This window comes from Blautia acetica, assembly GCF_038739805.1.
Lineage (GTDB): Bacteria > Bacillota > Clostridia > Lachnospirales > Lachnospiraceae > Blautia.
Genome location: NZ_JBBEWO010000001.1, coordinates 87,121 through 104,896 on the forward strand (window position 1 = coordinate 87,121; position 17,776 = coordinate 104,896).

Annotated in this window: 18 protein-coding genes and 1 tRNA gene; 14 read left to right on the forward strand and 5 right to left on the reverse strand. The window is 45.5% G+C overall.

The features are described from left to right. The first annotated feature begins 22 nt into the window (after positions 1 to 22). From WBS51_RS00410 to yqeC, 5 genes are all read left to right on the forward strand, one after another. Positions 23 to 95, forward strand: a tRNA-Thr gene (locus tag WBS51_RS00410). Positions 96 to 162: 67 nt separating this feature from the next. Next, a complete protein-coding gene (locus WBS51_RS00415) occupies positions 163 to 411 on the forward strand; it encodes a DUF3343 domain-containing protein (RefSeq protein ID WP_173747278.1) in 249 nt (82 codons plus the stop codon). A gap of 4 nt (positions 412 to 415) precedes the next feature. Beyond that, a complete protein-coding gene (gene yedF, locus WBS51_RS00420) occupies positions 416 to 1,036 on the forward strand; it encodes a sulfurtransferase-like selenium metabolism protein YedF (protein WP_173747279.1) in 621 nt (206 codons plus the stop codon). Between the two features lie 13 nt (positions 1,037 to 1,049). Continuing rightward, complete coding sequence (gene yqeB / locus WBS51_RS00425; RefSeq protein WP_173747280.1) at positions 1,050 to 1,886, forward strand: selenium-dependent molybdenum cofactor biosynthesis protein YqeB; 837 nt, start codon at positions 1,050 to 1,052, stop codon at positions 1,884 to 1,886. Next, positions 1,873 to 3,198, forward strand: a complete 1,326-nt coding sequence (gene yqeC, locus WBS51_RS00430; protein WP_294460003.1) for a selenium cofactor biosynthesis protein YqeC — start codon at positions 1,873 to 1,875, stop codon at positions 3,196 to 3,198. Before yqeB ends, yqeC begins: the two co-directional genes overlap by 14 nt. Before the next feature lie 62 nt (positions 3,199 to 3,260). Here yqeC and WBS51_RS00435 read toward each other — a convergent pair whose 3' ends face one another. Next, positions 3,261 to 3,740 carry an S-ribosylhomocysteine lyase gene (locus WBS51_RS00435; protein WP_294460005.1) on the reverse strand — a complete coding sequence of 160 codons (480 nt, stop codon included), beginning with the start codon at positions 3,738 to 3,740 and terminating at the stop codon, positions 3,261 to 3,263. Positions 3,741 to 3,894: 154 nt separating this feature from the next. Here WBS51_RS00435 and WBS51_RS00440 point away from each other — a divergent pair, with 154 nt between their 5' ends. The 7 genes from WBS51_RS00440 to WBS51_RS00470 all read left to right on the forward strand — a co-directional run bounded on the left by WBS51_RS00440 (position 3,895) and on the right by WBS51_RS00470 (position 10,565). Beyond that, positions 3,895 to 4,650, forward strand: coding sequence for a class I SAM-dependent methyltransferase (locus WBS51_RS00440; protein ID WP_291681700.1), 756 nt, complete (start codon positions 3,895 to 3,897; stop codon positions 4,648 to 4,650). A gap of 94 nt (positions 4,651 to 4,744) precedes the next feature. Then, a complete protein-coding gene (trpS, locus tag WBS51_RS00445; protein ID WP_173747284.1) occupies positions 4,745 to 5,749 on the forward strand; it encodes a tryptophan--tRNA ligase in 1,005 nt (334 codons plus the stop codon). 19 nt (positions 5,750 to 5,768) lie between these two features. Further along, a complete protein-coding gene (locus WBS51_RS00450) occupies positions 5,769 to 6,263 on the forward strand; it encodes a heme-degrading domain-containing protein (RefSeq protein WP_173747285.1) in 495 nt (164 codons plus the stop codon). Between the two features lie 102 nt (positions 6,264 to 6,365). Beyond that, a complete protein-coding gene (locus tag WBS51_RS00455) occupies positions 6,366 to 6,842 on the forward strand; it encodes a hypothetical protein (protein WP_173747286.1) in 477 nt (158 codons plus the stop codon). A 129-nt stretch (positions 6,843 to 6,971) separates the two neighbouring features. Continuing rightward, positions 6,972 to 7,706, forward strand: coding sequence for an ABC transporter ATP-binding protein (locus WBS51_RS00460; RefSeq protein WP_173747511.1), 735 nt, complete (start codon positions 6,972 to 6,974; stop codon positions 7,704 to 7,706). After that, complete coding sequence (locus WBS51_RS00465; protein WP_294460008.1) at positions 7,681 to 9,312, forward strand: efflux RND transporter periplasmic adaptor subunit; 1,632 nt, start codon at positions 7,681 to 7,683, stop codon at positions 9,310 to 9,312. Before WBS51_RS00460 ends, WBS51_RS00465 begins: the two co-directional genes overlap by 26 nt. A 17-nt stretch (positions 9,313 to 9,329) precedes the next feature. Beyond that, positions 9,330 to 10,565 (forward strand): ABC transporter permease, encoded by a 1,236-nt coding sequence (locus WBS51_RS00470; protein WP_173747288.1) that lies wholly within the window; start codon positions 9,330 to 9,332, stop codon positions 10,563 to 10,565. A 116-nt stretch (positions 10,566 to 10,681) separates the two neighbouring features. Here the strand turns inward: WBS51_RS00470 and WBS51_RS00475 are convergent, their stop codons facing one another. The 4 genes from WBS51_RS00475 to WBS51_RS00490 are packed head-to-tail and all read right to left on the reverse strand — an operon-like array spanning position 10,682 to position 15,338. Then, entirely contained in the window at positions 10,682 to 11,569 is an 888-nt protein-coding gene (locus WBS51_RS00475; RefSeq protein WP_173747289.1) for an RluA family pseudouridine synthase, read from the reverse strand. A 19-nt stretch (positions 11,570 to 11,588) separates the two neighbouring features. After that, the gene (locus WBS51_RS00480) at positions 11,589 to 13,457 is read right to left on the reverse strand and encodes an extracellular solute-binding protein (protein WP_294460010.1); all 1,869 of its coding nucleotides are present in this window, start codon (positions 13,455 to 13,457) and stop codon (positions 11,589 to 11,591) included. Continuing rightward, a complete protein-coding gene (locus WBS51_RS00485; RefSeq protein WP_291681708.1) occupies positions 13,457 to 14,272 on the reverse strand; it encodes an ABC transporter permease in 816 nt (271 codons plus the stop codon). Before WBS51_RS00485 ends, WBS51_RS00480 begins: the two co-directional genes overlap by 1 nt. Further along, positions 14,265 to 15,338 (reverse strand): ABC transporter ATP-binding protein, encoded by a 1,074-nt coding sequence (locus WBS51_RS00490; protein ID WP_173747292.1) that lies wholly within the window; start codon positions 15,336 to 15,338, stop codon positions 14,265 to 14,267. Before WBS51_RS00490 ends, WBS51_RS00485 begins: the two co-directional genes overlap by 8 nt. A 255-nt stretch (positions 15,339 to 15,593) precedes the next feature. Between WBS51_RS00490 and WBS51_RS00495 the strand changes: the two genes are divergently transcribed. Next, positions 15,594 to 16,649 carry a lactonase family protein gene (locus WBS51_RS00495; RefSeq protein ID WP_173747293.1) on the forward strand — a complete coding sequence of 352 codons (1,056 nt, stop codon included), beginning with the start codon at positions 15,594 to 15,596 and terminating at the stop codon, positions 16,647 to 16,649. 161 nt (positions 16,650 to 16,810) lie between these two features. Then, entirely contained in the window at positions 16,811 to 17,752 is a 942-nt protein-coding gene (locus tag WBS51_RS00500; RefSeq protein WP_173747294.1) for a magnesium transporter CorA family protein, read from the forward strand. Positions 17,753 to 17,776 lie beyond the last annotated feature (24 nt).

Sequence of the window (17,776 nt, forward strand, 5' to 3'; positions counted from 1 at the left end):
ACAGCAGAAAAATAAAAGTTATGCTGCCTTGGCTCAGTCGGTAGAGCGTCGCCTTGGTAAGGCGGAGGTCGGCGGTTCAAGTCCGCTAGGCAGCTCTGAAAACTCTTGAGAAATCAAGAGTTTTTTTGTTATACTGATTGCAAGAGAAACAGGAGAACCTATATGAGAGAAAGAGTAAAGCGGCTGGTTCTGTCGTTTTCCACTACCACACAGGCCATGGCGGCAGAGCAATGGTTTCAGCGGAAAAACCTGCCGGGAAGGCTGATTCCCCTGCCGGGCAGTATTTCCGCAGAGTGCGGTCTGGCCTGGTGCACGGAGATAGAACAGAAAAGAACTGTAGAACAGGCGGCAAAAGAAGGCGCGATTCAGATACAGGGAATACATGAAGTTATGTTATATGAAAGGAAATAGAACTATGGAAACAAAAATTGACGCAAGGGGCATGGCCTGCCCGAAACCGGTCATCCTGACAAAAAAGGCTATGGATAACGGCAGAAAAGGAGAGGAAATCTGCGTGCTTGTGGATAATACCATTGCTGTGGAAAATCTTCGCAAGCTGGCAGCGTCCCAGAAAGCAGATTATAAATTCCGAAAAAAGGGAGAAAAGGAATATGAAGTTATCCTTACCGTACAGCAGGAAACGGATGAAGCCAAGGTACAGGAAACCGTGGAACTGGAAAACTGCAGTATAAAAACAGGAAAGAAAACCGTTGTGGTGCTGTCCTCTGACAAAATGGGAGAAGGAGAGGAAAAACTGGGGAAAATTCTTATCAAAGGTTTTGTTTATGCCCTGACCCAGTTGGAACAACTACCCTCGGCTGTACTGTTTTATAACAGCGGCGCCTTTTTATCATGTGAGGATTCTCCGGTTCTGGAGGACTTGAAGCTTTTGGAGGAAGAAGGCGTGGAAATCTGCACCTGCGGTACCTGTCTTGATTTCTATGGGCTGAAAGAAAAACTGGCAGTGGGAAATGTAGTCAATATGTATCAGATTGTGCAGACCCAGGTCCAGGCAGATTTGATTCTCAAACCATAAGAAAGGACAGAATATGAAACCTATTATTGTAAGAGGCGGCGGAGATTTGGCAACCGGAACCATACACCGTCTGTGCCAGAGCGGGTATCCGGTGATTATTTTAGAGGACACGAAGCCTTCCGCTATCCGGCAGAAGGTGTCTTTTTGTCAGGCTGTATATGAGGGAACCATGGAAGTGGAGGGCATTGTGTGCACAAAGGTGGACAGTTTTCAGGAAGCCATGGAAACAGTAAGGTGGAACCGTCCCATGCTGTTGACAGACCCCAGTGGGGAGTGCCTGAAACAGTATCACCCGGATATTTTAATAGACGGGATTCTGGCAAAGAAAAACCTGGGAACCAGAAGGGATATGGCGGACCTGACTATAGGACTTGGACCGGGCTTTACGGCAGGAGAAGATGTGGACTATGTGATTGAAACCAAGCGGGGACACTATCTGGGAAGAAAAATCGAAAAAGGCAGTGCCATACCAAATACCGGAGTGCCGGGCCTTATAGGCGGATATGGAAAGGAACGGGTGATGCATGCGCCCTGTGCGGGTGTTTTCCGAAGGGAGAAAGAAATCGGAGACTGGGTGGAAGCAGGACAGCGTATCGGATATATTCAGCGGGAAAAGGAAAATATTGGAGTGTACACACAGATTTCCGGCGTGGTACGGGGAATTTTACAGGATGGATTTGAGGTGACAGAACATTTTAAGCTGGCAGATGTAGACCCCAGGAAGGAATCCCAGGCGCACTGCGCCCTGATTTCGGACAAAGCCAGGTGTATTGCCGGAGGTGTGCTGGAACTGGTCTGTGCCTGGGAAAAAGGAATATTGGGAAAGAAGCAGCTTCATGAAACTTTGTGAAATGATAGAAGAAATGGGAGAAAGGTCTCATATGCGCGTGGCCTTTGTGGGCGCCGGGGGAAAAACCAGCTGCATGCTGGAGCTGGCACAACAGTGGAAGAAACAGGGAAAAAAAGTGCTGGTTACGACTTCTGCTCATATGGAGAATCCGAAAAATTTCCCGCTGAAAGACATAACAGAGGATGACGGAGAAGCAATTTGTGCGCTGCTGAAACGGGAAGGTGCAGCAGCGGCAGGTCTGCCGGTGAAAGAAGGAGGAAAAATTGGCCCGCTTTCCCGCACAGTCTATGAACAAACCGCAGCAGAGGCGGACTGTGTGCTTTTAGAGGCAGACGGCTCCAGAAGATTTCCCATGAAAGTGCCGGGAAAACAAGAACCGATCCTTTATGAGGATACAACGCATATTTTCATTCTAACAGGAGCTTCGGCGCTGGGAAAACCTTTGAAAGAAGTGTGCCATCGTATAGAAGAAGCAGAAAAAATTCTGGAAACAGAGGCGGGACAGGAAAGCGGAGAACGGATAGTGACAGAAGAGCTGCTGGGGATTCTGTTGGAACAGGGATATGTCCGCCGTCTGAAACGAGACTTTTCTCAGGGAAAGCTGGCAGTTATTCTGAATCAGGCAGATGTGCTGCAAAATTCCGAAGAAAGCAGAAAAAAACTACAGGAACAGCTTTCTGTGCCGGTATTTCTTCATGACTGGACGAAAGCTGTACACGGGATTGTTCTGGCCGCGGGATTTTCCAGGAGATTCGGAGAAAACAAGCTGCTGTATGAGATAGAGGGAAAGCCTATGTATCGGTTTTTGACGGAACGGCTGCTCCATTTGCAGAAAAAGAAGAAACTGCAGACGCTGATCGTTGTAACGCAGTATGAAGAAATTCGGCAGTATGCAGAAAAACAGGGCATGACAGCAGTGGAAAACCGGGACAGCAGCAGGGGCATTTCCTCCTCTTTGCAGCTGGGACTTGCAGCCGCTATGGAAAAGAGCCGGGAGGAAAAGGAGAATTATTATCTGTTTTTTGTGGCAGACCAGCCTTTTTTAACAGAAAGAACCGTAGAAGAATTTGTGTCCGCATTTTTAAAAACCGGGAAAGGCATTGGCTGTGTGTGTAAGGAGGGGATTGCCGGAAATCCGGTGATTTTTCATCAGAAATATGTGGAAGAACTGCTGGAACTCACAGGAGATATAGGGGGAAAGCGCGTGCTGAAACATCATTTGGAAGATGGGTTTTATTACGAGGTTTCCAATGAAGGGGAATTGAGAGATTTAGACAGAAAAGAAGCTGTAGAAACAGGGCTGCCGCTTTAAGCGCATATCGAGAAAATTCTGGATTGCTGCTTAAAGGCGGCAGCCTTGTTTTGTCAAGAGCATTACTGCGGATAAACCAGGCGCTCTTCGGTGATATTGGTTAAAACTTCCTCTAAGTATTTTTTCGCCAGCCAGTTGGCCATAGGCAGATTCATATCCAGGTAATTGCCGCAGTCCTTTGCAGAGGCCCCTGGTACTTCGCCGCGAAAATCACGGATAAAGGTGAACATCTCCGTAACCAGAGGAAGAATATCTCTGGAGGAGTCATCTCCGGCAAGAAGCAGGTAAAATCCGGTGCGGCAGCCCATTGGCCCAAAGTATACGGTTTTTGTGCCGAAATCCGGGTGATTGCGCAGGAAGGTGGCACCCAGATGTTCGATGGTGTGGACTTCTGCGGTGTTCATAACCGGTTCGTCGTTGGGAGAAGTCATGCGCAAATCAAAGGTGGTGATAACTTCCGCGCCTACATGGTCTTTCCGGGATACATAGACACCGGGTTTTAATTTTATATGGTCAATGGTAAAGCTTGCAATTTTTTCCATGCTGTGTCCTCTTTTCTTTTGGTATTGTAGCTTTATTATACTGGTTTTTCTCCAGGGACGCAAGGGAAATAACCGGAGGGCAGGGTTGTGAAACCGGGGGAAGACGTGGTATACTTTTTCAGGTAGAGAATTTTGCGGAAACGGAGAAATCAACATGGAATTATTAGATAAAATCGAAGAATACTGGACGGGAAGAGCAGAGGGCTATTCTCAGGTGAATCAGGGCGAGCTGGCTACAGAACAACGGGAAAAATGGAAGAAAAATCTGATGAGCCATCTGAAAGGGAAAAAACCGGAAGAGACAAAGGTACTGGATATTGGTACAGGTCCGGGATTTTTCGCGATTATTCTGGCAGAAGCGGGATATCAGGTGACAGCAGTGGATTATACAGAAGAAATGTTAAAAGAAGCGAAACAAAATGCAGGGAAACTTGCAGGAAAAATCCACTGGCAGCAAATGGATGCTCAAAATCTTACATTTGAATCAGAGACTTTTGATGTGGTGGTTTCCAGAAATCTGACCTGGAATCTGGAGAAGCCGGAAAAAGCCTATGGAGAGTGGATCAGAGTTCTGAAAAAAGGCGGCATCCTTTTAAATTATGACGCCAACTGGTACCATCATCTTTTCGACCAGGAGAAGCGCAGAGCCTATGAAGAAGACAGGGCCAGAGTGGAAGAACTGCAGCTGAGCGACCACTACACCTGTACGGATATTGACGCCATGGAGGAGATTGCAAGAGAGGTGCCGTTAAGCCGGATTGCAAGGCCCACATGGGATAAGCAGGTGCTTGGACAATTTTCTCCGAACCAGATGCTTGTGGAAGAGGAGGTCTGGAAGGAAGTCTGGAGTGAAGAAGAAAAAGCAAATTATCAGTCAACTCCGATGTTTCTGATAATTGTGGAAAAATAATAGAAAACAGAGACAGAACAAGGTTGCTGACAGAAAAGAAACGTGCTAAAATAGACAAATAAAGGGAAATTGTAGTAGTTGGAGGACAGAAGAGATGATCAATGATAAAAAAGTTTTATTCAGCGGTATGCAGGCCACCGGAAACCTGACACTGGGAAATTATCTGGGAGCGCTGAAAAACTGGGTGACTTTAAGCGATGAATATGAGTGCTTTTACAGTGTGGTGGATATGCATTCCATTACGGTGCGCCAGGACCCGGCAACCCTCAGAAAGAGAGCGAGAGCGCTGCTGACTTTATATCTTGCGGCAGGTCTGGACCCTAAGAAGAACTGTATTTATTACCAGTCTCATGTGTCAGGACATGCAGAGCTGGCATGGATTTTAAACTGCTTTACCTATATGGGGGAATTAAACCGCATGACCCAGTTTAAAGACAAATCTGCAAAGCATGCGGATAACATCAATGCGGGACTCTTTACGTATCCGGTGCTGATGGCAGCCGATATTCTTCTATATCAGGCAGATGTGGTGCCGGTAGGCATTGACCAGATGCAGCACCTGGAACTGACTCGTGATATTGCCATCCGCTTCAATAACATTTATGGTGATGTGTTTACCATTCCGGAAGCCTATATCGGCAAGGTAGGCGCTAAGATTATGAGTCTGCAGGACCCTGCGAAGAAAATGTCCAAATCTGACGAAAATCCAAACGGCAGTATCTATCTTATGGATGACCCGGATACTATTATGAGAAAGTGTAAACGGGCGGTGACAGATTCAGAAGCCTGCATTGCCTATAGAGACGAACAGCCGGGATTGAAAAACCTCATTGATATTTACTGTGCATGTCTGGGCAAAACTTCCGAGGAAGCAATCAGAGAATTTGAAGGAAAAGGCTATGGAGATTTGAAGATGGCTGTGGGAGAAGCGGTTGTCAGTGTGTTAAAGCCTTTGCAGGATGAAGTGGCAAGACTGGAAAAAGATAAGGGATATCTGGATTCCATTATTAAGGAAAATGCAGAAAAAGCCCAGTATTTTGCAAATAAAACGCTGAGAAAGGTACAGCGTAAGGTTGGTTTTCCGGACAGAATCCGGTAAGAGACAGGAGGTGTCTGTTATGACAGTTGAAGAAGTAATTACGGTTCTGGCTATGCAGGAGGAAATTTTGCAGTTCAATCATTTTACCAATGAGGATGCATGGGAACTTGGCAATCTGCTGGTTGCGGAGGCAAAGAAGCGGGAACTGGATACCACGGTGGAAATTCGTCTGAACAATGGATACACAGTGTTTAAGTACGCAGGCAACGGCACAACACCAAACAATGAAATCTGGGCGGACAAGATGTTTGCGTCGGTTTCCCGTATGGAAAAAAGCACCATGCTTCTGTACAGCGAACTGAAAAGGAGCGAAGAAACCATGGAAGACATCGGACTGGGAAAAGAAGAATATTCCTGCCTGGGCGGGGGATTTCCGGTGCGTGTGGAAGAAGTGGGCGTTATCGGAGCCATTATGGTGACCAACCAGAGCCATTTTGTCAATCATGACATTATTGTAAAGGCATTGAGCAGATACCTTCATATCGATGAAGTTCCCAGAATTCGGGCTTTATAGAAAAGATTTTAGAAAAAATTTAGAAAATATCCTAAAATGAAATTGACATTTTTAGGAAGGAATTATAAAATGATTACAAATTTACGGAGGAGGGCTTTGGTTATGGAAAAAAAGGCACCGGGAAAAGGTTTTTTAAAGGGTGTAGGGATTTTACTGATTATCGGTGGGGTGTTTGGATTTATCGGCGCAGCGTCTAATGCGTTTGTAGCAAGTGCATTATCAAGCGGCTCACTGGATTCTGCCACAACTGCCATTTATGAACAGGCGGGACTTACAGCAGAAACTTTTCAGGCAGGAATTATCACATCTGTCATTCAGGGCGTTATCTACCTGGTAGCAGGAATTTTAGGTGTGGCAAACTGCAACAAGATTGAAAAAGCAAATATCTGCTTTATCTGCGGAATTGTCTTGATTGCATTTGTGTTAGTCAATGCAGGAATTTCCGCTGCTACAACAGGATTTACTGCATTATCGATAGTTTCTATTCTGGCTTCTTTGATTCTTCCCTTGTTATACTTCTGGGGAGCATTAAAAAACCGTCAGGCTATGCAGGACGCGCAGAACGGAACAAGTTTATAAGGAAAAGATGTAGTGAGGGCAGGACAAAACGGGGAAATTTCCTGTTTTGCCCTGCTTTTGTATACAAAAACGCGATTGGAAACTGCTCTGCAGTTTTTGATTATATATTATGAGAGAAAGGAAGAACTTATGGAACATCTTATTAAAGTAACGGATTTGTGCAAGGTTTACAATCCGGGTGAGAATGAAGTAAGAGCATTAGACCATATTAATCTGGAGGTTGATACAGGCGAGTTTGTAGCCATTATCGGCCAGTCGGGTTCCGGAAAGTCTACATTCATGAATATGCTGGGCTGTCTGGATACGCCTACTTCGGGTACTTATTTTCTGAATGGTACAGATGTGTCCACCATGACGGACAATCAGCTTTCTGCAGTCAGAAATAAGGAAATCGGCTTCATTTTCCAGGGGTTTAATCTGATTTCAAATCTGACCGCAGAGGAAAATGTGGAACTGCCGCTGATTTACAGGGGAATTGATAAGAAGACCAGAAGGCAGCTTTCCAGGGAGGCTCTGGAAATGGTAGGACTTGCCCATCGTATGAACCACAAGCCGTCAGAGATGTCAGGCGGACAGCAGCAGCGTGTGGCTATTGCCAGAGCCATTGCGGCCAAGCCTCCGGTGATTCTGGCCGATGAGCCTACCGGAAATCTGGATTCGGCTTCCAGCAAGGAAATTCTGGGAATTTTAAAAGACTTGCACAAAGGGGGAAGAACGGTGATTCTCATTACCCATGATGATGGCATTGCCGCCAGGGCAAAGCGTGTGGTGCGTATTATGGATGGGAAGATAGAATCCGATATTATAAACCCTGCATTTGACAGTATGGAGGAAGAACATGAAAAAGGGAATAACGAAGAGTAAAAACATGATTATGCTGATTACCATAGGGGTAATTGTACTGGCTATCGGCTTGATTGCACTTGTCGGCAGTATGAACAGTAAAGGGAAGGATGCCGCACCGTCTGTAGAGGTCGTATCCGTGGGGACGGGAAACGTCACACAGGAAGTGGATGCTACAGGAAATGTGGAAAGCGAACAGAAGAAAACTTTCTACTCTCCGGTCAACGGAACCATTCAGACCATGACCGCAGAAGCAGGAGACAGTGTAGACGCTGGAAAAAGCATCATTGGTTTTAATCTGGAAGACCTGGAAGCAGAAAACCAGGAGGCACAGCTGACAGCAAAATCCGGCGAACTGGATATAAAGGATGCGCAGGAACAGGCAAGCACTGCTGCAAATAAAGTGGCAGAAGCCCAGGCGGCCATTCCGGGACTGGAAAGCCAGATTGAAGAGAAGCAAAATCAAATCAACAGCCTGCGCCAGCAGATTGCAGACGCACAGACCAACGCACAGAATGATGCCCAGGCACAGATAGAACAGGCTCAGGCAGAGGCCAAAGCAGAGGCCGACGCAGCTTATGATGCAGCGGTTGCAGCAGCAGACCAGGAATATCAGAAAGCTTTGGATGAGTACAACAACGTTACAAAAAAAGATTATGACCAGAAGCTCAGCGATTTGAAAACAAAAATTGACTCTGGTACAGCAGCAGAATCCGAACTGGAAGATTACAGATACCTTCTGAATAATCCTCCGGCAGAACCGGTGAAAAAAGAGGTAAATCAGGCAGATTACAGCGTTTCCACGGATGGACTTTCCGGCACAGTTACAGCGGATACCTCTGATTTGCAGGCACAGATGGAAACAGCTTCCTCTGATTTAGCACAGCTTCAGTCTGATTTGGCTTCTAAAAAAGCCATTGCAGAAAATGACACAGCAGGTCTGACAGATGCAGCAAGAGAAAAAATGGCTATTACCAGCAACCTGTCAGAATTGAAATCAAAGAATCTTCAGGAACTCTTAGAAGAAGGCAGAAAAGGTATTCAGGCAGAGTTTAAAGGGGTTATTTCTGACGCAAAAGTAACACAGGGCGCAACCGTTACCCAGGGAATGGAACTTTTCACCCTGCAGAGCACACAGGATGTATGCGTGGAAGCCAACGTATCCAAATACGATTTTGACAAGGTAAAAGAAGGTCAGAAGGCAGAAATCACTCTTGGTGATAAAAAGTATAAAGGTACAGTAGACAAAGTCAGCAAGATTGCCATTCCAAATGAAAAGGGAACACCTCTGATTGGGGTCAGTGTACATATTGACAATCCGGACGATGATATTTTTATTGGTGTGGAAGCCAAGGTTACCATTCAGGCATCCGAGGCTAAAAATGTGCCGGTACTTCCTGTAGAGGTGGTAAACATCGGAAAAGAAGGCTCTTTCTGCTATGTAGTGAACAAGGGAAAAATTGAGAAAAAAGACATCGAGACAGGGGTAACTTCAGACTCCATGGTAGAAGTAAAAAGCGGACTGAAAAAAGGAGACCAGGTTATTAAGGATATGGGCAATTACAGCGAAGGCGACAGTGTGACCGCAAAGGAAGCCAAGACAGAGGACAGCAAAGCCTCTAAGTAGCAGGAAAGGAAGAGAATATGGGAAATATAGTAGAATATGTCAAAATGGCGATTCAGAATATTCTTGCCAATAAGGGACGTTCCTTTCTTACCATGCTTGGTATTATTATCGGAATTGCGTCGGTCATCGCTATCGTATCCATCGGTGAGGGTACCAAGAATCAGATGAACAGTGAGATTAACGATGCGGGCGGCGGTCAGATTGCCATTAACTGCAGTACCGATGCCATGAATCAGGATGTTTATATGACACCGGAGGACTTGGATGCTATCCGGGAAATCAAAGGTGTGGAAGGTGTTACAGGAACCGACAGTGTTACCGGAGATACAGTAACCGGGAAAGGGGAATTTCAGATAAACCTTTCTATGGAGACACAGGATGGACAGCTTTTGAATAACTATTCCATGAAGAGAGGTTCCTACTTCACGGAGGCAGATGTGACAGAGGGCAGAAATGTATGTGTCATTTCCGACAGCGATGCCAAAAGACTCTTTGGTTCGGATGATGTAGTGGGCATGGATATTGATGTACAGTGTCTGAATCTGACAAAATCCTTCCGGATTGTGGGCGTTACCACCCACAAAGAAAATGGAACCTTTGTCAGCTATACTTATGAAGGCATGCCGGTTTCCATCTCCATTCCGTATACAGCAGCCAGAGATTTTCTGGGAGATTCCACGGATGATTTTTATTACATTATGGTACAGGCCGATAAAAAAATGGACTCAAAAGTCATTTCCGATAAAATCATCAAGGTTCTGGAACAGAAACACCAGTCTGCAGGGGAGGATTACTTCCAGGTACAGAGTTTCCAGGATGTGATGAAGGTCATGAACCAGATGTTGGGCATGGTAACGGCATTTATTTCCTTTGTGGCAGGAATTTCTCTGCTGGTAGGCGGTATTGGTGTTATGAACATTATGTTGGTATCTGTAACAGAGCGAACCAGAGAAATCGGTATCCGAAAATCTCTGGGGGCGAAGACCTCTTCCATTATGATGCAGTTTCTGGCAGAATCCGCAATTCTGACTGTTATTGGAGGAATTATTGGTATTATTCTGGGAATTGCAGGAGGATTTGGAATCTGTTCGGTTATCAGTTCCAGCCAGGGAATGACTTTGACGCCGGGAATCAGTGTCAGCACAATTTTGATTGCAACGGCCTTTTCCTGTGCAGTGGGAATTTTCTTCGGAATTTATCCGGCAAAGAAAGCAGCTTCTTTAAGTCCTATTGAGGCACTTAGAAGAAATTAAAAGAAAACAGAAAATTGAGAAACAAAAAAAGCCCGGTTCAGGACAGACCGCTGCATTTGGCAGCTGAAGTTCTGACCGGGCTTTTCAAATGTAAATTCCGGTGTCTTTTGCATACATCAGGCAAACAAATCAGCCATATCTTCCGGCAGAGGAGCCCGAAAGGTGAGGGGACTGCCAGTCATGGGATGTGTGAAAGAAAGCGCATAAGAATGGAGGGAGACCCGTTTTATCCGTGAAAAATCAGGATAATAGAGGTAATCGCCTAACAGGGGATGTCCCAGATAGCCCATATGCACCCGTATCTGGTGTGTTCTGCCGGTTTCCAGGGAAAGCTGCACAAGAGAATAGTCGTTTCGGGAATCCAGGACACGGTAATGGGTGACAGCCCGTTCGCCTTTTTCAAAATCCACGCACCGCTCTATGGCAGAGCCTTCTTTTCTGGCAATAGGGGCGTCTATAGTACCGCTTTCGGGAATGGGGACTCCTTTTACAATGGCTTGATAGGTTCTGTGAATCTCTCTTTTTTTCATTTGAGCAGAGAGAATAGAAGCGCTGAGGGCGTTTTTTGCCAGAATCAGCAGTCCCGTGGTATCCCGGTCCAGGCGGTTGATGCAGCGGAAGACAAAAGGTTTTCCCTGCTGTGCGTAATACCAGGCCGCGCCGTTTGCCAGGGTGTTGTCATAGTTATTGACAGAAGGGTGTACCGGCATGTCTGCGGGCTTGTTCAGAAGCAGAATATCTTCATCCTCATAAACAATAGACAGAGGCATGGCAACCGGAACAATGTTCTGAGAAGGGGTGTCTTCCGTTAAGGTGATTTTCAGAAGGTCTCCCGCCTGTAAGGGGGTTCGCACATAAGCCCATTCATTGTTTACCAGAATCCCCTTTTCTGTTTTTTTCAAGTGTACCAGAATCTGGTGAGAGCAGCCTTTTCTTTTTAAATACTCCCCTGCGGTGCAGGGGAGGTCAGAATCAGCCACACAATATTCAAAAATACGGTTCATAAAAATTTCCTTTTGTAGCTTAGTTTGATTTTACTTTATTCCAGAGTTCGTTGTAATAGCTGTCCACATCATCTCCCAGGAATTGGAAGGTTTCACAGTTTGTCAAATCTTCCGCGTTGGGAAAGAGAATTTTGCTGTTTCGCGTTTCCTCATCTTTAATCAGCGATCTGGCGGCTTTGTTGGGTGTTGCGTAGGTCAGATATTCAAAGTTCATCAGGGCAATGTCCGGACGGCACATAAAGTTGATGAATTTTTCTGCGTTTTCCTTGTTTTTGGCATTTTTTGGAATGACCCAGGAGTCAATCCAGACATTAGAGCCTTCCTTTGGGATGACATATTCCAGATTGGGATTTTCCCTTTTGGTGTATCCGGCTTCTCCAGAATAGATAACGCCTAAAGCAGCCTCGTTTCCAATCATTTTATCGCGTACCTGGTCTACAACATAGGCCTGTACCAGGGGTTTCTGGGCAATCAGGTCATCCTTAGCCTGTATCAGCTGGTCTACCTTACTGGAATTTAAGGAATACCCACGGCGTTTTAAAGCTACAGCAAAGGCATCCCGGACAGAATCCTGCATGAGAATACTGTCCGCATATTTAGAATCCCAGAGAATATCCCAACTGTCCACAGGTTCGTGCACCATGGTTTTGTTGTACAGGATTCCCACCGTACCCACACAGTAGGGAACCGAGTAAGCATTGTCCGGGTCGAAACTTCTGGACTGTTCCATGTAGATAGAATCCATATTTTTTATATTGGGAATGTTGTCCAGGTTCAGTTTGGCCAGCAAATCGTTTTCTATCATACGCTGAATCATATAATCGGAAGGGCATACCACATCATAGGCAATAGCCCCGGAAAGAATTTTCGGATACATGATTTCATTGGTTTCGTATTCCTCGTAAGTGACGGAAATGCCAGTTTCCTCCTCGAACAGTTCAATGGTTTTGGGGTCGACATAATCCCCCCAGTTGTACACAATCAGCTTTTCGCTGCCGGCATCTTTGGCGCCTGCGAAGTAATAAAAGGCGCCGCCGCTTGCCAGCACAGCCACAAGCAGCAGGGGAATCGCCAGACGCAGTCCGCGCTGCAGGGACTTTCTTTTGGAAACCGTTTTTCTGTCTTTTGGTTCTTTCGGACTTGTATTGACCAGTATCATCAGCACCAGTACACTGACAAAAAGCAGTGTGGACAAGGCATACATTTCCGGACGGATTCCCTTTCGTACTTCTGCGTAAATTTTGGTGGAGAGGGTGTCCACACCGGGGCCTTTGGTAAAGTGGGTGATAATGAAATCATCCAGAGACATGGTGAAGGCCATTAAAAATCCGGAGACAATACCGGGCAGAATATCGGGAAACACCACCTTAAAGAAGGCGGATACCGGACCTGCACCTAAATCCTGGGCTGCCTCATAAGTACTTTTGCTGGTCTGTTTCAATTTTGGCATGACACTGAGAATCACATAAGGAATGCAAAAAGTAATGTGGGCCAGCAAAATAGTGGAAAATCCCAGGGTGACTCTGAAGGCAATAAACAGAAGCATCAGGGAAATTCCGGTTACGATTTCTGAGTTCAGAATGGGAATGTTGGTAATTCCCATCATGATGGTTTTGCTTCTGCCCTTCATGGCATTGATACCGATGGAGGCTGCCGTACCTACAACCGTGGCAAGAACAGCAGAGAGCAGGGCAATGATTAACGTATTGTAAAGGGCTGTCATAATGGCTTTATCCTGAAAAAGAGAAGCGTACCACTTTAAGGTAAAACCGCCCCATTTTGCCCTGGATTTTGAAGCGTTAAAAGACAGGACAATGAGGGTGACAATGGGGGCGTACATGAGAAAAAGAATCAGCCCAAGATATATATTTCGTACTGTTTTTTTCATCAGAACATACCTCCTTCCCCGTTTTTATCGTATTTTCCGGTGAGAAGCATACTGATGAAAATAAATACCATCAGTACTAGCGAAAGTCCGCTTCCCACGTTCCAGTTGCTTCCCTGCTGAAACTGGCGGTCAATGACATTTCCGATGAGGAGAATTTTGCTTCCGCCTAAGAGGTCAGAGATAACAAAGGTCGTCAGAGACGGTACAAAAACCATGGTAATGCCGCTGATAATACCCGGCATGCTTAAAGGAAAAATGATTTTCCGAAAGGTATAGGCCGCAGTGGCGCCCAAATCTCTGGCTGCAAAAATAACGTCTTTGTCTATCTTGGAAAGCACGTTATAGAGGGGCAGTACCATAAAGGGCAGGAAGTTGTAGACCATGCCCAGTACAATAGCCCCTGGTGTGTTAATCAGCTGCTGGGAAGGAAGATGAAAAAAGCCCAGCACCTGGTTGATAACGCCGTTTTTTTCCAAAAGAGTCTGCCATGCAAGAGTCCGCAGAAGAAAATTCATCCACATAGGAAGAATAAAAAGCAGCACAATAAAGCCTGTCCGGTTGACTTTCATATTCGACAGCATCATAGCCAGCGGATATGCCAGAATCAGACAGATAAGGGTGCTGATAAGGGACAGCAAAAGAGAAAGGCAGAGTGCTTTGAAATTCTCCACAGTGCCGATAGCCAGCACATTTTCAAAGGTAAAATGCCCTTCGCTGTTGGTGAAGCCATAGTAAAAAATCATGGCAAGAGGAATCAGGATAAAGGCCACGGACCAGATCAGATACGGGCCGGAAAGCAGTTTTCGTTTATTCATTGATTCCAATAGCCTCCTCATCTTCGGATTCAGGCTTGTGCATAATCTGTATGTCAAAAGGATTCACATGAATGCCTACTTGCTGCCCTACAGGGAACATATCCGTGCTGTGCACCAGCCATTCAAAACCGTTTGCCTGTACTTCCATTTCGTAGTGGACGCCTTTGAAAATCAGGTGGGACACAACCCCCTGGATTGTGCCTTCTTCCGGAGCCAGCAAGTCCACATCCTCCGGGCGGATAACCACGTCTACTGGTTTGTTCTTACCGAATCCCACGTCCACACAGGGGAATTTGGCACCCAGAATTTCCACCAGTTTATCTTCCAGCATCATACCGGGAAGGATATTGCTTTCGCCGATAAAGTCTGCCACAAAGGCGTTCTGAGGTTCGTTATAGATGTCCTCCGGGCTTCCCATCTGCTGTATATATCCCTGGTTCATAACCACAATGGTATCTGACATGGTAAGGGCTTCCTCCTGGTCGTGAGTGACATAGATAAAGGTAATGCCCAGTTCGTTTTTCAGACGGATAAGTTCATACTGCATGTCCTGGCGCAGTTTTAAGTCCAAAGCGCCTAAAGGTTCGTCCAGAAGAAGCAGCCGAGGTTCGTTTACAATGGCTCTGGCAATGGCCACACGCTGCTGCTGTCCGCCGCTTAAAGAATCCGGGAGCCGGTTTTCATAGCCGTCCAGATTGACCAGCTTTAAAGCATATTTTACCTTGTCATGAATATAGGCTTTGCTTTTTCCTGAAATTTTCAGACCGAAAGCAATATTTTCTTCAATGCTCATATGAGAGAAAAGCGCGTATTTCTGAAATACGGTGTTCAGATTCCGCTTGTTGGGCGGAAGATTTGTAATATCCTTTCCATCAAAAATGACTTTCCCGCTGTCAGGGGACTCAAATCCGCCCAGAATACGGAGCGTTGTAGTTTTTCCGCAGCCGCTGGGGCCAAGAAGGGTGAGAAATTCATTTTCCCGTATAGAAAGATTCAGTTCGTCCAGGATTACCTGGTCTCCAAAGCTTTTGGAGATGTCAATTAAATTTACTAAAGTATGGTTCATCCCAGTTCTCCTTTGTAGATATTCTTTATCCATTATACTAAAGGAAAAAATCATGTCAATATTAGAATGACCCAATCCCTGTAAAATACAGATGAAATAGAAATGAATTGCAGGAAAAGCCATCAATATGCATTGTATTAGAAAAAACTTTGTGGTAGAATGTCCGTAGTGTATTGTACACTGGCGGTCTTTTTGTGCAAAGACCGCGAATTTGTCGTGTGGTGAAACAATAGAAAACAGGAGGATATTGCATAAATGAAGGAAAAATATGTAGCCTATGTGGGAACCTATACCCACGGAAGCAGTATCGGAATCCATTTGTATGATGTCAATGTGGAAGAGGGAACTCTTTGCGAGAGAAAAGTGATTCCCGTCAACAATTCTTCCCATCTGGCAAAGTCTCTTAACGGAAAGTATCTGTACTCCATTGCAGATGAAGGCGTGGCGGTTTTTGCCATTGAACCGGACGGAGACCTTACCTTTATTAATAAAGTAGATATTGACGGTATGAGAGGCTGTCATCTGTCCACGGATGAAGAAGGCAAGTACCTTTTTGTGGCCGGTTACCATGACGGAAAAGTGACTGTAGTGCATACGCACAGAGACGGACGTCTGGGCAGTGTGCTGGACGGTGTGTTTCACAAAGGTCTGGGCAGCGTGGGAGAGAGAAATTTCCGTCCCCATGTAAGCTGTGTGCGCCCGACACCGGATAATAAATATCTCTGTGCAGTGGACAACGGCATTGATCAGATGAAAATTTACAGAGTCAACAGACGTACCGGTCGTTTAGAGCTGGTGGACATTTTAAGATGCCAGAGAGAATCCGGTCCTAAGCTGATTAAGTTCAGCCCGGATGGAAGATTTGCTTATCTGAACTATGAATTGAACAATACCATTCAGGTATACCGCTACGATGGAAGCGGCAAAAATCCTGTCTTTGAACTGCTGCAGACGGAGAGCACTCTGGCTTCCCACGATGATGAAGCCCATGACGCTACTTCCGGTATGTGTCTGTCCGCAGACGGAAAATATATTTTCTGTTCCAATGCGGGAGAGGATACCGTGGCTATGTTTAAGAGAGAGGAAGAAACCGGTCTTCTGGAAAAGCAGTGTATTCTGCCAATCAGCGGCAATTATCCGAAGGATTTGGATGTGTTCCCGGATGGAAAACATCTGGCAGTGGTAAACCATGAATCCAATTCCATTACAACCTTTGCCATTGATTATGAAAAGAAACTGCTGATTATGAAAGGGAAACCTATGAAGGTGGAAACCCCTAACAGCATTATCTTTTCCAAGTGCGAAGCATAAGAACGGGGAAATTGAGTATTTTTTGAAAAAAGGAAGTGCAAAATTATGGAAAGCGGGCCTTGTCCTGGGAGAAAGAAAAATGAAAAAATAAAAAAAGAGAAATCCTGCTGACAGGCGCCGTCCCGGCTTCCTGCCAGTGCAGGAGGGTGAAGGGAGAAACCATGATTAGAATATTCAAAACAGTGGATGGAAAAATTCATCAGATGGACGAAGCCAGCGAAGGCTGCTGGCTTGCGCTGACGGATCCCACGGCAACGGAAATTTTCGAGGTTGCCAAAAGGTATCACATTGAGGTGGATGATTTGAGAGCACCTCTGGATGAAGAGGAACGTTCCCGTATCGAGGTGGAAGACGAGTACACCCTGATTATTGTGGACACTCCGATTCTGGAGGAAAGGGGAGAAAAGGACTGGTATGGAACCATTCCCCTGTCTATTATTGTGACAGATGAGATTATCATTACCGTCTGCCTGGAAGATACTTCGGTGCTGGGCCGGTTTATGGACGGTCGTGTGCGGAACTTCTATACTTATATGAAGACTCGCTTTATTCTTCAGATTCTGTACAAAAATGCCAGTATGTTTCTGCATTACCTGCGTATCATAGACAAAAAGAGTGAGGAAGTAGAGGAAAAGCTGCAGGAGTCTACCAAGAACAAAGAGCTGATAGAACTTCTGGAACTGGAAAAATCCCTGGTATACTTTACCACGTCTCTTCGTTCCAATGAAATGGTATTGGAAAAGCTTTTAAAAGTAGAGCGTATCAAGCAGTATCCCGATGATACGGATTTGCTGGAAGATGTCATTATCGAGAACAAACAGGCCATCGAGATGGCAAACGTGTACAGTGGAATTTTGAGCGGTATGACCGAGGCTTTTGCTTCTATTGTATCAAACAATCTGAATATTGTTATGAAATTTCTGGCAACTGTGACCATTGTCATGTCCATTCCTACCATGATATTCAGTGCTTACGGTATGAATGTAAATCTGAAGGGAATGCCTTTTGCCTCCCACCCGGAGGGCTTTGCCATTGTCATTGTCCTTTCTCTTCTTTTGAGTCTGGTAGTGGCGTTTATCTTCTCCAAGAAGAACTTATTTTAAGTCATGAAAGAATTGAGGAAATCG